This window comes from Bacteroides sp. 14(A), from assembly GCF_000526555.1.
Taxonomy (GTDB): Bacteria; Bacteroidota; Bacteroidia; order Bacteroidales; family Bacteroidaceae; genus Bacteroides; species Bacteroides cellulosilyticus.
On the sequence record NZ_JAGH01000002.1, the window covers coordinates 2,401,707 to 2,417,973 of the forward strand.

General features: G+C 42.1%; 11 protein-coding genes. 3 read left to right on the plus strand and 8 right to left on the minus strand.

Going from position 1 to position 16,267, the window contains the following annotated elements:
- The first annotated feature begins 67 nt into the window (after window positions 1–67).
- Entirely contained in the window at window positions 68–895 is an 828-nt protein-coding gene (locus K429_RS0116555; protein WP_007215112.1) for a hypothetical protein, read from the plus strand.
- A gap of 416 nt (window positions 896–1,311) precedes the next feature.
- Here K429_RS0116555 and alaS read toward each other — a convergent pair whose 3' ends face one another.
- Window positions 1,312–3,930: an alanine--tRNA ligase gene (gene alaS, locus K429_RS0116560; protein ID WP_007212310.1), complete on the minus strand. Its 2,619-nt coding sequence runs from the start codon at window positions 3,928–3,930 to the stop codon at window positions 1,312–1,314.
- 235 nt (window positions 3,931–4,165) lie between these two features.
- On the opposite strand from alaS, the gene K429_RS0116565 reads away from it, so the two are divergent.
- Together K429_RS0116565 and K429_RS0116570 are read left to right on the plus strand one after the other, a co-directional pair.
- A complete protein-coding gene (locus tag K429_RS0116565) occupies window positions 4,166–5,134 on the plus strand; it encodes a M23 family metallopeptidase (protein WP_007215113.1) in 969 nt (322 codons plus the stop codon).
- A 5-nt stretch (window positions 5,135–5,139) separates the two neighbouring features.
- Entirely contained in the window at window positions 5,140–5,523 is a 384-nt protein-coding gene (locus K429_RS0116570) for a MerR family transcriptional regulator (RefSeq protein ID WP_007212312.1), read from the plus strand.
- A gap of 247 nt (window positions 5,524–5,770) precedes the next feature.
- Here K429_RS0116570 and K429_RS0116575 read toward each other — a convergent pair whose 3' ends face one another.
- Genes K429_RS0116575 through K429_RS0116605 form a run of 7 tightly spaced genes read right to left on the minus strand, consistent with a single transcriptional unit; the run spans window position 5,771 to window position 16,267 of the window.
- Complete coding sequence (locus K429_RS0116575) at window positions 5,771–6,340, minus strand: hypothetical protein (protein ID WP_026367633.1); 570 nt, start codon at window positions 6,338–6,340, stop codon at window positions 5,771–5,773.
- Between the two features lie 58 nt (window positions 6,341–6,398).
- The gene (locus K429_RS0116580) at window positions 6,399–7,694 is read right to left on the minus strand and encodes a phenylacetate--CoA ligase family protein (RefSeq protein ID WP_026367634.1); all 1,296 of its coding nucleotides are present in this window, start codon (window positions 7,692–7,694) and stop codon (window positions 6,399–6,401) included.
- Between the two features lies 1 nt (window position 7,695).
- Window positions 7,696–9,363 (minus strand): C45 family peptidase, encoded by a 1,668-nt coding sequence (locus K429_RS0116585; protein WP_026367635.1) that lies wholly within the window; start codon window positions 9,361–9,363, stop codon window positions 7,696–7,698.
- Entirely contained in the window at window positions 9,356–10,846 is a 1,491-nt protein-coding gene (locus K429_RS0116590; RefSeq protein ID WP_007215116.1) for an NAD(P)/FAD-dependent oxidoreductase, read from the minus strand. Before K429_RS0116590 ends, K429_RS0116585 begins: the two co-directional genes overlap by 8 nt.
- Window positions 10,843–14,700: a trifunctional MMPL family transporter/lysophospholipid acyltransferase/class I SAM-dependent methyltransferase gene (locus K429_RS0116595; RefSeq protein WP_026367636.1), complete on the minus strand. Its 3,858-nt coding sequence runs from the start codon at window positions 14,698–14,700 to the stop codon at window positions 10,843–10,845. Before K429_RS0116595 ends, K429_RS0116590 begins: the two co-directional genes overlap by 4 nt.
- Window positions 14,697–15,887 (minus strand): DUF2062 domain-containing protein, encoded by a 1,191-nt coding sequence (locus K429_RS0116600; RefSeq protein ID WP_026367637.1) that lies wholly within the window; start codon window positions 15,885–15,887, stop codon window positions 14,697–14,699. The genes K429_RS0116595 and K429_RS0116600 overlap by 4 nt, the downstream gene beginning before the upstream one ends.
- 2 nt (window positions 15,888–15,889) lie before the next feature.
- On the minus strand, window positions 15,890–16,267 hold the full coding sequence (locus K429_RS0116605) for a hypothetical protein (protein ID WP_007215119.1): 378 nt from the start codon (window positions 16,265–16,267) through the stop codon (window positions 15,890–15,892).

Genomic DNA, 16,267 nt, shown 5'->3' on the forward strand with positions numbered 1-16,267 from the left:
TCGCATGCAGTAATTAACTATTTACTGCATTTTCATTATACGAATCCGATATAAAAAGACTAAAACAATGAAACACATCTATTCTATTCTAATGTTGATTTCACTCTTGTTTGTGGGTACTGCATGCGAGGATGACTATCGTGATATGGTATTTTTTACGGGAGAGGCGCCTATTTACCAGATTGGGACTTGTGATAATCTGATTGGTTCCGTGAATCTCTATCTGGATAAACCGGAAGGTATTATTGTCGGTGTGGATGGAGGTGATGGCAACTATGTCATAATAAACGGAAACGATGCCGTGGTAACCGCTGCTTTTGTGAAAAATGAAAATGGCTATCAGCGTATATTGGTTACTCCTAAAGGAATAGGTGAGACTTCGATAACGGTAAGAGACGGCAGTGGTTCTTCGGCAATGTTGAGAGTGAAGGTAGACGAATGTGTGAAATTTGTTTGGTCTAAAGAGAAAGATGGCATTGTGGTTATTGGAGAAGCTACAGAAGAACAAAAGAAGAATATAGTGGATGCATTCACTAACTTCTTTACCGTAAAGGAGGGAGGACGTTATGAGATGATACCGGATAATGAATCTGATTTGTGGGAAAAAGGAATCCTGCGTGTCCGTCCGGATGATTCTACTATTGCTCCTTTTGTAGGACAATATGAAAGGGTACCGGTTATGGAAGGTGAAGTGGAACGTTCAGGTCTGCTATTTAAGTATAATAATGAAGAGCATCTTTATACTTTCAATGCTCCCAATCTTACCAGGCTGTCTGTAATGGAATATATCGACTTTTGGGAAGATGTAACCGAAGTCTGTCCGGTGGAAGTCCCGACAGGATGTAAAGTTTATCATGTGGAACGCTTAAAACCACGTAATCAGAGTGGAGAATAATTGAAAAAGATATACTAATCTAACCTTTTTTGTCAAGAGAGAATTTATGTATGTTTAACGGAACGGGAGGGCTTCGGCTTTCCCGTTTCTATTTTCTGCAAACAGATGATGTGTTAACCTGAAACGGATGATGTATTTTACTCAAACAGATGGTTTGTTTGGGGTGATTACATCGTTTGTTTTAGTCCATTACATAGTATGTTGTCATATAAAACATACTATCTTAACTCATTTCACTTCTATAGATACAAAAAAGAGGAGAAACATTCGCTTCTCCTCTTTACTATATATCTTCCTGAAACTAAATCAGGATTACATTGACAAAGATACGACATCAGAATGTCAAAGTCAAGTCTTTTGCCAGTTATTTACTTGCACAGGCGAATAATAATCCGCCTGCCTTCACAAGTCAATTATTAAATTCCGGCAAGTTCCAGTACCTTTTCTATTGCTGCATTCAGTCCGTCAATGTTCTTTCCACCTGCTGTTGCAAAGTGAGGCTGGCCGCCGCCACCGCCTTGAATCAGTTTGGCAGCTTCTTTCACCAGATTTCCGGCTTTCAATCCACCGGCTACAAGGTTATCACTCAACATTACTGTCAGCATCGGTTTTCCTTCATTGATCGTTCCGGCAACGAAGCACAGGTTTTCTGTAATCTCGCCACGTAGTTGGAATGCAATATTCTTAATACTTTCTGCAGGTATCGGAGCACAAATCTTAATTACCTTTATGCCGTGGATTTCCTGCATGTTTTTCAGCAATCTTTCCTTTATCTGCGCCTCTTTCTCCCTCATGAAGTCTTCCATCTGCTTCTTCAATCCGGCATTCTCTTCAATGTACTTGCGGATGGTTCCGGCCAAGTCGGGTGCATTGTTGAAGAGCGCTTTCAGATCTTTCAGAGTATCTTCGATGGTGTCCATCAATTCCTCTACGCGTGCACCGGTGTAAGCTTCGATACGGCGTACGCCGGCAGCAACGGAGCTTTCAGATACAATCTTTATCATACCGATGTTTCCGGTAGCGGCAACGTGTGTACCTCCACAGAACTCAACGGATGAACCGAACTGAATAACACGCACATGGTCGCCGTACTTTTCACCGAACAAGGCGATAGCACCCAGTTCTTTGGCATCTTCAATAGGAATATTGCGGTATTCCTTCAAAGGTATGTTGGCACGGATTTTAGCATTCACCAGATGTTCTACCTGGCGGATTTCTTCGTCCGTCACTTTCTGGAAGTGAGAGAAGTCGAAACGTAGTGAGTCGGGGGTTACTAAAGAACCCTTTTGTTCTACATGCTCGCCCAGTACTTCGCGGAGTGCAGAGTCCAGCAAGTGGGTAGCCGAGTGATTGGCTGCACAGGCAGCACGTTTGTCGGTATCTACGCAAGCCATCATCGGAGCTTCCGGATGTGCGGGCAATTTCTTGGTGATATGTATCGGAAGGTTATTTTCCTTCTTTGTATCAATTACTTCAATCGTTTCGAATTCGCTGACCAATACACCTGTATCACCTACCTGCCCACCACTTTCGGCATAGAACGGGGTATAGTCCAGTACGATCTGATACAATGTCTGGTTTTTCTGTTTTACTTGGCGGTAACGAAGGATACTTGTTTCATATTCCGTATAGTCGTAACCTACAAATTCAGTAGTTCCTTCTTTCAGTGTAATCCAGTCGCCGGTTTCTATGGCAGCGGCATTGCGGGCACGTTGCTTCTGCTGTTGCATCTCGGCGTCGAATTCCTTGATGTCGGCAGTCATACCGTTTTCACGGAGAATCAGTTCCGTCAGGTCGAGCGGGAAACCGAAAGTATCATATAAGGTAAAGGCATCCTTACCACTGATTTCTGTCTTTCCGGCAGCTTTGGCGTCAGCCATCGTCTTATCCAGCAGGCGGATACCGGTTTCCAGTGTGCGGAGGAAGGAGTCTTCTTCTTCTTTAATAACCTTGCTGATCAGTTCTTTCTGTGCTTCCAGTTCCGGATAAGCCTCACCCATATTCTCAATCAGAACCGGGAGTAATTTATACATGAATGCCTGTCTCTGCCCCAGGAATGTATAACCGTAACGAACTGCGCGGCGCAGAATACGGCGGATTACATAACCTGCCTTTGCATTCGAAGGCAATTGTCCGTCTGTAATAGAGAAAGCGATTGTACGGATATGGTCGGCGATAACACGCATAGCGATGTCCGACTTCTCGTCTTCACCATACTTCTTGCCGGTCATGTTACCTATAGCCTTTAGTATGGGTTGGAATACATCTGTATCATAATTAGAAGTCTTATCTTGTAGTGTGCGCACCAGTCTTTCGAAGCCCATACCGGTATCGATAACTTTGGCAGGAAGTCCTTCAAGGCTACCGTCGGCCTTGCGGTTGAACTGCATGAACACAAGATTCCATATCTCGATTACTTGTGGGTGGTCTTTGTTCACCAGTTGACTACCGGGGATCTGAGCCTTTTCTTCTTCAGGACGTGAATCGATATGTATCTCGGAACACGGACCACACGGACCTGTATCGCCCATTTCCCAGAAGTTATCGTGTTTGTTTCCGTTGAGGATATGATCTTTTGGCAAGAACTGTTCCCAATAGGAAGCGGCTTCATTGTCACGTTCCAGTCCTTCTTCGGGGCTGCCTTCGAATACGGTGGCGTAAAGGTTCTTCGGATCTATCTTCAGAACATCCACCAGGTATTCCCATGCCCAGTTGATTGCCTCTTTCTTAAAGTAGTCACCGAACGACCAGTTGCCCAGCATCTCGAACATGGTATGGTGGTACGTATCGTGTCCTACTTCTTCCAGGTCATTATGCTTTCCGCTAACGCGCAGGCATTTCTGCGAGTCCGCGACTCTTTTATATTTTGCCGGGTGGTTACCCAAAATAATATCTTTGAACTGGTTCATCCCCGCATTAGTAAACATCAGTGTCGGGTCATCTTTAATTACCATTGGAGCCGAGGGCACTATCTGATGGCCTTTGCTCTCGAAGAAACTCTTGAACGAGTTTCGGATTTCATTTGCAGTCAACATACGTCTGTCTGATTTATGATTTTATGATTTATGATTTATGCCATGAGGATTTATGACTTATGCATCACATGATTTAAAAGAATAACTTGCCGAATACTGTAGATGTTTCCCCATCACTGTTTTCTTATAAATCATAAATCATAAATCATAAATCTTATAATTCTTGAAAAAACTGTGCAAAGATAGCTTGTTTTTATTACTTTTGCCGTATTAATGAGCGAAATATTTCCAAAAGATGCGCAAAGTTTACTACATTTATAATCCACAGACGCAGACTTATGACCGTATTTACCCTACTGTCCGGCAACGGATGGTGAGTCTCCTGCGCCGTTTGTTTATCGGCATGGGCTTAGGGGCAGGTAGTTTCATTATTCTGCTGATTATCTTCGGTTCACCTTCCGAGAAAGAGTTGAGGAAGGAAAATAGCCAACTTTTAGCGCAATATAATGTGCTTTCCCGTCGTCTGGACGAGGCAATGGGGGTGTTGCAGGATGTGCAACAGCGTGATGATAACCTGTATCGGGTTATATTTGCGGCTGACCCTGTACCTTCGGCTATTCGTCAGGCAGGGTATGGTGGCACTAACCGTTATGAACACCTGATGGATATGGCGAACTCCGATCTGGTAGTGAATACAACTCAGAAGATGGATATGCTTAGCAAGCAACTCTATATCCAGTCGCGTTCCTTCGATGATGTGGTGGATATGTGTAAGAGCCATGACGAAATGTTGCGTTGTATCCCCGCTATCCAGCCTGTTTCCAATAAAGACCTTCGCAAAACAGCTTCCGGTTACGGAACGCGTATCGACCCTATTTACGGAACTACAAAATTCCATGCAGGTATGGACTTCTCGGCACCTTTGGGTACGGATGTTTATGCCACAGGAGATGGTACGGTGATACAGATGGGGTGGCAAACCGGATATGGTAATCGGATTGTGGTAGATCATGGATTTGGTTATCAGACCGTATACGCGCATTTGCGTGATTTCCGTACTAAGGTCGGCAAGAAGGTGGTACGTGGTGAAGTTATTGGCGGGGTAGGCAGTACGGGAAAGAGTACAGGCCCTCACTTGCATTATGAAGTTCATGTAAAAGGTCAGGTAGTCAACCCTGTCAACTATTACTTTATGGACTTGAGTGCTGAGGATTACGACCGGATGATACAGATTGCTGCCAACCATGGTAAAGTTCTCGATTAACAGCTATGGATAAAGACTTGAAATTATATTATTCCATCAGTGAGGTAGCTCAGATGTTCGATGTGAACGAGTCCTTGCTTCGTTTCTGGGAGAAAGAATTTCCACAACTTTCTCCGAAGAAGGGGAGCCGTGGGGTGCGGCAATATCGCAAAGAGGATATTGAAACTGTGAAGCTGATCTATCATCTGGTGAAGGAACGGGGAATGACATTACCCGGTGCCCGCCAGCGAATGAAGGACAATAAAGAAAACACTCTTCGTAACTTTGAAATTGTAGATCGTCTGAAAGCTATTCGTGAAGAACTGCTCAGTATGAAGAGAGCTCTTGACGGATTTACTTATGAACAGGTGGAGGAGCTGAAAAAAGATATTCAGGAAATAGAAGGATGAATAGGATTACTTTATACCGTGTAAGGAAAATGGATAAAGTCTCAAATCCCCGATTACAAAAAGTTAAGAGTTTGTCGACAAGAAGTTAATTCCTTGTTGACAAACTCTTAATTTCTTGTCTACTAAAAGTTGATATCTTGTAACCCGTTGATAACTAACGATAAAAACTCTTCGCATAGAAGCGTGGTTTGTGTATAAATATCGCTTATTTTCATTTAACGGATCATCTCTTTTATACAATCTTGCTTTATAGATTCCTTATAACCTTATGGATGGAGCCTGCCCAATAATTACGCAGCCCGAAACCTCTTGCTTTACCACCGGTTGCCCAGTCTTGTATTATTTCTTTCGTTTCCGTATTGAAGAATACTACTTGATAGGAACCGTATGCTTCTGCTTTGTTCAGTAATTTGGCAATGATAACCAAGCCAATACCCGGTTTCTTTTGTGTGGGAAGTGCGTTCACAATTTGCTTAATCTGATCTTCACTCAGCATATAGCTTGCATTGGTCGTCATCAATTCTTGTGGATCGATAGCTTCATTGACCTGATTGACAGCATCAAGTGAGATTTCATTAACTCTTACTTTCAGCTTCTTACTTACGTCATATTTCTTGGCTTCGGTAATGAACAATCGGTTAATTCCATCAAATGCTACTTTAAATTGTGCCGGGGTTTCTGCTGCGCCAAATACTTTAGCCGCTGAATAGTCCACTCCATAGAAATTGATACTTTCAACTTCTTTAAGGAAGTTCTTGTTTTGTCCGAAACAAATCATGCTTATTGCAAGGAACAGAAGGGTGAATAGCTTTTTCATACAATTAATAATTTAGAATCAGTACTCAGTTTATTATTTTGTCAAAATTAGAAATTAGTTATCGTAAATCAAAGAATTTGATGCTTTTTCTACTCATCGGAGGCATTTGTATCTGAGAGATATATTCTGCCGGTTCAAACCGGATGGTAGGAGCTACCCGTATTTTAGAGCGGAATAAATCTTTAATTTCTTTGGCAAAGCTTTCGCTGTTTTCGTCACTGCCAATCCGAATCAATATCTCGTCTGTACCTAACTTGTTGGTATACACCTCAACAACGTAGTTCTTTACCCGGGGAATATCATCCAATATGTCGAATAATGCAGGTGGATACAGGGTTGTTCCTTTGTATTTTATCATTTGTCCTTTTCGTCCCAGCACAGAACTTAACCGGATGGTGTTTCTGCCACATGCACAAGGTTCCGTATATTGGTAACAGATGTCTCCGGTTTTGAAACGAAGTAAAGGCATACCTTCTACCCCTAAAGTGGTAATGGTTACTTCTCCCGGTTCTCCTACCTTCACCGGAAGGTTCTTGTCATCCAGAAATTCTACAATGATAAGTTCGGGTTGCAGGTGTCCGCCATGGAATTCAGAACATTCGGTGAAGGACGATTGCATTTCCGTAGAGGCATAAGTGGAATAGAGTTGGAGTGACGGCCACTTTTCGCTGATACGCTGTCCAAGGGTGTTCAATGTAAAATCGGGGTTACGCAGTGCTTCGCCGATACATACACACTTCTTCATAGAACAGGTGTTATGATCAATCTGATTTTTCTCGGCAAACTCTATCAATTTAATCAGGAATGAAGGAACGACCATGCCGCAGGTAGGGTGAATACGGTGAATGGTATCCCATTGCAGTTCCGGTATACCGTTGCCTACACGGGCTACTCCCATACCGAGCTCTCTAGCTCCCAAGTAGTAGGCCAGCCCTGCCATGAAGCGGCGGTCTATGGTGGTCATCAGTTGCAGTATATCGTGTCGGCTGCATCCGGCAGTATTGAAAGACAGATACTCGTTGTATGCCAGACGGTCCAGGTCTTTGGAGGTCAGTACAAAAGTAACCGGATCTCCTAAAGTTCCGGAAGTGGTGACATAGTCGATAATATCATCCGGGTCTACACAGATGAATTCACTATTATGTAGTTGCAGGTCTGTTTTGGTGGTAACGGGAATTTGTTGGAGATCTTCTATCTTTTTGATTCGAGTAGTGTCTATGGAATGTTCTTTGAACATTTGCTGATAGAAGCGGGAATGTGCCTGCAAGTAAGCCAAGGTTTCAGAGAGCCTGGCTTCCTGATACAATTTAATCTCTTCGGGAGAGTGAAACTGTATGTCTGGATTCTTTTCCATATTATTGTTTTTTATTGATTTTTTGTTGGATTCGTACTTTTTCAGCTTGTTTGGGTATGGGCATTGTTAGTGCTTTCTGCCAATAGATTATGGCTGTACCAGTTTGTTGTATTGCAGCATAATAATCTCCCAATACTTCGTAAACGTAATAGAATGAAGGATTAGATGCTTCATAAAGATTCAGGACCTTTGTTTCTATTGTTTCTTTTCGCTGTGTCTTTTCCCGGATGAGCTTCGTTAGCTGTTTATAAGCCATGAACTGTTTGTAGTTTGCTTGCCTGATAAAGTTGTCTTCGGGAATAGTCAGATTCAAAGTGGCGATTTCGTGATGGAAATCTATGGTATCGCTGAATATTTTGTTTAGATCGTATGCCATATACTTGCCGCATTGCCAGGGAGAAGTGGATACATACATGATCTGTTTCTCCGGTAGGAAAATAACAGAGTGATGGGCTATGAGTTGATTAATAGCCATTTCATTACCCATGCCCAAATCAATATTGTCCAATCCTTTTTGGTTGCGGAGAATGGAAGCAGCTTTCATCGGGTCGATAGGCTTATTCTCTTTCAACAGTTCTTGCAGACGGGCAAAACGATAGGGACTATCGGAAGTCGCAATGTTTTCCTGGTTGCGTTCATCGTTGCGGAAAGTATCTGATTGATAATGGTTGGTACAAATAATCTGATTACCGCTACTTGTAAAAAGTGCCGTCTTCTCCGGTGACTTTTCAATGATAGCGGCTCTGCCATCCCGCGCAGAACCGATCAGTATGGATTCGGAAACAAATGTTTTCCGCTTCAAGGCGATGGCATAGGCTTCATCAATTGTTGAGGCATATTGCAGTATCTCTCTGGTCAGGATAGAGATAGGAGTGGCAGAAGCAGTCGGCATATCCGATTTTGCAGCATTGATAGTCACCGTGAGTCCGGTTTCATTCATGCCCGAAAGTACACCGATCATACCCGGCCAACCCACGGATGCAAATTTATAGCCTTGCTCGGGCTGATAAAAAGATACCAGCTTGTTGTGTGCAAACTTATCCCCCATGTAAAAATCAAAATTGCGTCCGATGATGAGGGAAGAGTCGGCACTGTTTTCTCCCCAGGTGGCAAAGGAACTGCAACCTACCAACATGTAATCTTGCATGGCATGTCCCAGATCGTGAGCCGAATGATAATTGAGTTGGCGCTCGTAGGGAGTACCGATAAAGTCGTACTCATGGGTACAGGAGAGCGAAATACCATAAATTTCATCTCTGAATTCTTCCGGGACATTCTCTCCTAAATTACGGTTGAAAAGTACGATGAAGAAGCGGAGAAACTTAAGATAATTGTCAGAAGGTACTATTTCGCGTATCTGGTCAACAAAGACTTTCTCCTGATAGTATAGCAAATCAGAAGAAAGTTTGCCTATGGCCTCACCGCGCTGGAATGCATCGCCACTCACCTTCAACTCCCACAGACCACTGTTGCTTTGCCGCAGATAATTGCCCGCATATTCCCGAAGACTGTCTGTCTGTACCAATTCTCCGTTGGCCTTGGGGGGGTAGTCGGGAGTCAGCATATCCGCAGAGAAATAGAGGATGCTAACAAAGAGGATAATGACAAGGAGAAGCACCCCTATGCCACATGCCGTATATTTAATTGTTTTCTTTAATATCTTATGCATGGCCTATTCGTTTAGCTAAATATTCATGTCCGAGTAATTCGCCACAAGTGATGATGGAGGTTAATGTAACTCCTAAAGCACCGTGGACATTCAGGTTCTGTCCTGTGAGAAATAAGTTTCCCAATTTGGTCCGGGTGGAAACAAAACCGATCTGCGGACATTTGTAATCTTTGATAATTCCATAGGCGGAACCGTCGCAAGTACCCGTAAAGTCTCTGTAGCTAAGTGGAGTAGTGGTATACATAGTCTCGATGTGATCGGTAAAATCGATCCCGTGACTTTTGATGAACTCCAACAATTGCCTGGCTTTTTCCATTTTGAAGGCTTTATAGTCTTCACCTCGTTGTTCGGGAAGTGTATCCTGCCAGGCAGACAGTTCATCTATATACATGGGAGTCAGAATGGATATGACGTCTGCATAATCACTGTTGCGGGAAGATGCTTGTGTGGAGATCATGCAATTGGTGGTATATCCCATATTGACTTTCTTATCATACCATACATCATTGTCTCCATGCAGATAGAGGTTCTGATTCAGATACGGATAACTTTTCTCTTTCATAATCAGATAAAGAGTGAAAATGCCGTATGTGTTTTCTAAAGAATTAATACGGGAGATATAGGCATTTTTGATACAGCGGGTTTTGTCTAGCAAGGTTAATGTTTGTTTGGGGTGTACGTTAGAGATGATGTATTTGCTTTCTATCCGCTCTGCATGGTTTATCTCTACCCCTGCTACCTGATTGTTCTCTACAATGATACGGGTGACTTCACTGTTGTTCAAAACTGTTCCGCCATGAGTGCGAATCACATTGATCATCTCAGAGGCCACTTGCATACTTCCGTCAATGAACCGATAGGCTCCTTGTATGTAGGAGTTGTTAATCATGGCGTGTTCATAGAAGTTGGAATGTTCTCTTAAGCCACCATACAGAAGTGCCGAACCGGCCAATACCGATTGCAAATCAGGATTGGTGGTAATCTTATCTATCATTCCTGCTGCTGAGGTATTGAAGAACTTCATTCCTTCAGTAGAAATAATACCTTTCTTCAGATTATCCACACTGATCAGGTTGCCTACCTCTTTCAGTAACGTTGTATATTGCCGGAGATTTTCTTTTTCGTGAGGAAATGATTGGCAAAGGGTATCGGTAAAGCGTTCGTATCCCATTGCGTAATCATATACGCGATTCTTATAGAAAATCTTATCAAAAGCATTTTCATCCAGTTTCCGGACTTTGAGGTGATCCATGATTCCTACATACCGGAAAAACTGATTCATGACTTGTCCTTCATCCAGACTACCTATATAATGAATTCCTGTATCCAACAAATGTCCTTTCCGGCGATACGTCTGAAAGCATCCTCCAAACAGTTCGTTCTTTTCGAGCACACATACGTTATACCCTTCTTTACTAAGTATGGCTCCACATTCAAGGCCACCTAATCCGCTTCCAATGATGATGATGTCATACTTACTCATGGCAATTGCTTTTTAAGTATATAGATGGTATTCGATGTATATTTATCGTTGCGGATAGTCTTTACTTCCATTCCACACTCCCGGGCTATGCTCTGAATTTGAGCTTCGGAAGTGAAGCAGAGCTCATCCGTAGTGCGATTGAACTTGACAACTTGGGTAGAGAGAACTTCCGTGAGGCGGGTTAGCCGATGTTTATGAGTCTCAGCAGAGTTTCCATCACGTACGATAATCATTCCTTCAGGACGAAGAAGATTGGCACATCTCACTAACAAGTCATGTTGATGTTCATAATTCATGTAATGCAATACGTCATTCAGGATGAAGACATCACTTTCCGGGAACTCATAAACCGATGCGTCAGCATGTTCAAAACGAAGGTTTTCGCCACGAAGCCAGCCGTGTTGAGCTATAGCTATTTTATCTTCGTCATAATCGATTCCTAATATTTGCCTTTCTTTGGATATCATAGACAGCATATAGCACAGAGGACCGAGACCACAACCGATATCTGTAATCTGTCCTTTCATCGGAATCAGTTGATTGAATAACTGGTAATTGTGTTCCATCTTTACTTTGATGCGGATGTACCACTCGATGACAGGACTTTTATAGATATAGTTCAGTACCAATGCCTCATAAAATGCCGGATTCGCCGGTGTATTCTTTTTCAGGCAAATACGTGCATATTCTTCTTTCATGTAGGAAGAGATGCGCTTGGTACGTTCCTGATAGGTAGTTCCGAATGAATCATCGTTATAAAGTATGCGAGGTAATATTTTAGAGTAAATAATGCCTTTGCGGACATAGAAAGGTTGTGCCTTGGCTATAATCTCTCCATTGCCGTATAGCAGAATAGGAATAATATCCAATTGCAGAGTTTCTGATAAATAGAAAGCACCTTTATGAAAACGCTTCATCTTGCCGTCATAGGTCCGGGTACCTTCGGGGAAAATGGCAATGGAGTATCCCTCTCTTACTTTTTCCCGCATCCGTTCCACACAAAGTTCATATCCTTCGTCTACATGGAAGAAACCTGCATATTGAATAATTTTTCCAAATACCGGAGAGTTCCATACCCAGTGATTGGTTATCATGATAATCTTCGGGGAAAAAGATAATAACTCCAGGATATCAATGAAAGACTGGTGGTTAGCTATTATGATAGCCGGCTTTTTGAATGTCTCATTGGTTACGTTGATGTGTTCTTTACGTACAAATGTTGCCACTACCAATATACCTTTGCAAGTAATGTTGATAATCCGGCAAACAAGCTGCTGCTTATAACTGCGGCGTACCGGAATGAGGTATAATAAGAAAATGAAAATTCTCAGAATGATGCATCCTGTAACGAAGAGCATGAAAAGGATGATCGTGCGGAGTAAACCTATCAAGGTGTACGGGGGCAATCCCTTAGAAGCCGGTTTAGCAATAAAGAACTGGAAAATAATAGGTTGTATGGTATAGGCTACTAATACCACCGCTGCCATTCCAAGGATGGAAATCAGTGAAATGGATTGCAGGGCGGGATGTTTGGCAAATACTAAAGTTCCCATTCCCACAACGGCTGTGAATGCAGAGAAGAAAATAGCTGTCTTATGGGAATTCAGGATCGCTTTTCCTGTCCGGTATTTATTTTGGAGTCCATCCATGATGAAGATACTGAAGTCGTCTCCGATACCGAAAATGAAAGTAGAGAGGATAATATTGATAATGTTGAATTCGATACCCAGAATCCCCATCAGGCCCAAAATAATGGTCCAGCTGATAAGCATAGGCAGGAAACTGATCAGGGTTAATTCTATACGCCCGTACGAAATCAATAGGGCCAGGAATATAAGGAATGAAGAAATATAAAGTATCAGGTAAAAGTCGTTATTGATGGCAGAGACCCATTGATTAGTGAAATAACTCCGGTCGAAGACTACAACATCCGTATTATCCTTGAATTGTTGATAGACTTCTTCCTTATTATCATCAGTGATGCGTACCTGGGTAACGAGCATCGTGATGGAGTCAGCGCTTGTTTGCCATTCGTTCAGTAGGGTAGTGGCGATACTGTTTGTATCGTCCTGATAATTATAGGGCTGGAATGGGTATTCTAACCATTGGTAAAATGCATCGAAACTACCTTCCCGGAAGTGATAAGTACGGGCGGCGTCTTCTATGTATTTGCGAATAGTTGATATCTTTCCCGACTCTCCCCAATACTGGTTCCATCGTTCCAGACGCTTTTGCTGTTCTTCCGGTGAAATTAAGAATTGCTCGGCAGATGCATACGCTTTAATAAGCCCTTGTTCTTTAAAAGCGGATAAGTGCTGATTGGTATTTGCATAGCTTTCGAGTGCTTCTGTCATGTCTTTACCTACACTGACAAAAAGTACGGTTTTCTCTTGGGCATTGAAAAGCTGTTCCAGTTTAGCCTCTGCCTGTTTCAAGTGTTGAGGCTCATAGTTGAGGCTCATCATGTCTTCGTTAAACTTGACTTTTTGTGAAGTAAATAAGCCGATGAGGGTAATAATAATGATACCACCTACTAACCATTTGTTCTTTTCATAAGGATAAGCATTGATTTTTTCAATAAAGCGTAAGACCCTGCCTTGCTTCACATCAGCTTGTCCTTTCAGAAAATGTGGAAGGTAAATAAGACAAAAAAGAGTAGTACCGATAAGTGCCAGAGAAGCAAACAAACCGAAATCGCGTAGCAATTCGGAAGTGGTAAAAGTAAGTCCGAAGAATGCACCTATTGTAGTAAAGCTGCCTACTGTAAGCGGATAAGTTATTTCTTTAATCAATTGCTGGACGGTAGAAACATGATTTTGATGTGCCAGCATGTGTATGGAGTAACTCAGCGCAATACCCAGAATAGCCGATCCGGCACCTACAGCAATCGCAGAAATATATCCCTGAATAAAATAGATCAGGCATAAAGCGAACAATCCCCCGAATAAAACGGGAGTGACAATGAGAGGGATTGATTTCTTATGCTTAAACACCAGCGAGATGAAAACAATGATAATCAGCAGTGCGATCGAAGAAGTAATAATGGTATCCTTTTTAATCTGTCGTGCATTATAGACGCTGACCGAGGGACCTCCAAAGTAAGATGCGCGAATGGAAGGATACTCTTTCTGAACCTGTTGCAACTCATTTTCAAGTATTCGGATCAGATTTTCATTCTCACCGGTACTTCCTGTTCCAAATACCGGAGTCATAAACATCAGCAATGTATTTCCGTCCTTCGAAAAGATGTGTCCGTTGTTGATTTCATAATTGGTTTCCAACTGAAAATCCTGCAGATGCTTTAATACGTTATTTCCAAGTCCTAACGGGTCTCTTTGTATATAACCTCTCAATGCTATACCTGCGGGAGAAAGAAGGTTGGTATAGTTCTTTCGCATCATGGCTTCTATGCCTTCCTGTGTTAAGAGTGAGTCGAAGTGCTGATAGTCTTTTTCCGTCAAGAACAGCGGAAGATTTTCATAAACAAAATTTGTTGCTTTTTCAATGGTTGTTTCATCTACTTCCGAAAAGATATCTTTAATCCAGGTTTGGTTAGACTCTTCTAATAAGTTTTGTTTCAGTTGGTCTCCGACCTCTATCATTAGATCCGGAGTTACTATAGAGTCGGCAGGAGAGATTAAGATGATAATCTTATCCTTTATTTTTAGATTATCAAATACCTTGGTGATGTTCTGGTTGTTCTTCGTATCAGGAAAGAAACGGGTCACATTCTCTTCAAACCTGACTTGCCAGGCGAAGTACCCCATAAAAAGGACACAAACACAGAGTGACAAATAGAAGAGAACTTTGTGTCTTTGAAAATAATTATATAGTCTGATAAAGAACTGAGTCATGTTGTTTTCGGCCTTCTGTATATAGTGAGCAGGCTGATCGTTATAATACCTGCCAGTATACTACAAGCGGTTGCAAAGATAACACTTCCAATTAAATATTGCTCTAAAACCGATTTCACATTTTCAAATGAAATATTGGTAAGATGAAGTTCAACCGGTCTGTTCAGTACTTTACACCCTGTCAGGTAACTGCCATATAATAGGAAAGGAATCATGGGAGGAATACTGATATTAGCTGCTACAATGGCTATTACTTTGTTGAGTTTAAGCACATGAGCCAAAAATAAAGTAACAAGCATCTGGTATCCCCAAATCGGGACTATTCCTATAAATACACCTAACATAATGGCATAGGTAATCTTCAGATTCGATTCTTCGGACTGTGTAATGTGAGTTCGGAAGAATTTCCGGCAATTACTCCAGGTTAGTTTCCGGAAGAAGTTACGCGGATAAATCCAGAGGAAAGTGATGAACACTAAGAAGGTATTCAATATGCTGATGCGAGTGAAATCCCGGAAAGGACGGAAGTGGGAGACACGTTCTTCCTGGGGCGGATAATAGACATGTATGGGTATATTGCGGACCGTGGTTCCTCCCCATACTGCAAAGACCAGTGCTTCAAGCTCAAATTCATATTTAGCGGTATAGTAGAATCTCTGCACATTGATTTTATGTAATGGATAGAGCCGGTAACCCGATTGGGTATCCTGAAGCTTTACTCCGGTTTCAAGTTTAAACCAGAAGTTGGAGAACTTATTAGCAAAAGTATTCTTGCCCGGCATATTGTCCGAAGTCAGATTACGGGCACCTACCAGCAACGTATCCGGTTCTTTTTCTATTTCTTCCATGAAAATAGGAATGTCTGAAGCAAAATGCTGTCCATCGGAATCTATAGTGATGGCATATCGGTAGCCGGCTGCTTTGGCCTGTTTTAATCCGTTCTTTAAGGCAGTTCCTTTTCCTTTATTGGTAGGATGGGTGATGATATGCAGGTTCGGATAGTTTTCCAGAAGAGTAGGGGTGCTATCGGTAGAGCCGTCATTGACAACGATGATATCTTCTACATAGAAGAGTACATCTTCAATTACGGTAGTCAGCGTCTTTTCATTATTGTAGGTAGGTATAATAACTACAATACCAAGTTGCCTGGCTTTCTCATGCCATAGTTCCTCGCTACGTTCTTCCATATTTATTTGCCGATTAGTTGTGCTTTTAATTTGATGCAGATATCTTTTGAAGATACTCCTTCAGCAAGAATCTGGAATGTATCCGTTTCGTTTTTTTTGATAGTCAATGAGAGCTTTAATTCCGGTGTTTCATTCGGATTAATAACTGAAAGAAACTTGCATGAGGCTATCTGCTTGTATTGCAGGGGAGCTTGTTGTATTTTCTCTATGCACTCTTTTATCATTTGCAGCATACAAACGCCCGGAACTACGGGCTGTTGTGGAAAGTGTCCATTATAAATAGCATGTTGTGGGTTGAGCATGACTTGCACTACCCAGTCTGTTTCATTGATATGCTCAGAGTGCGTGACTTTATAGAAATTGGGAAGAAGTTCAGCCAT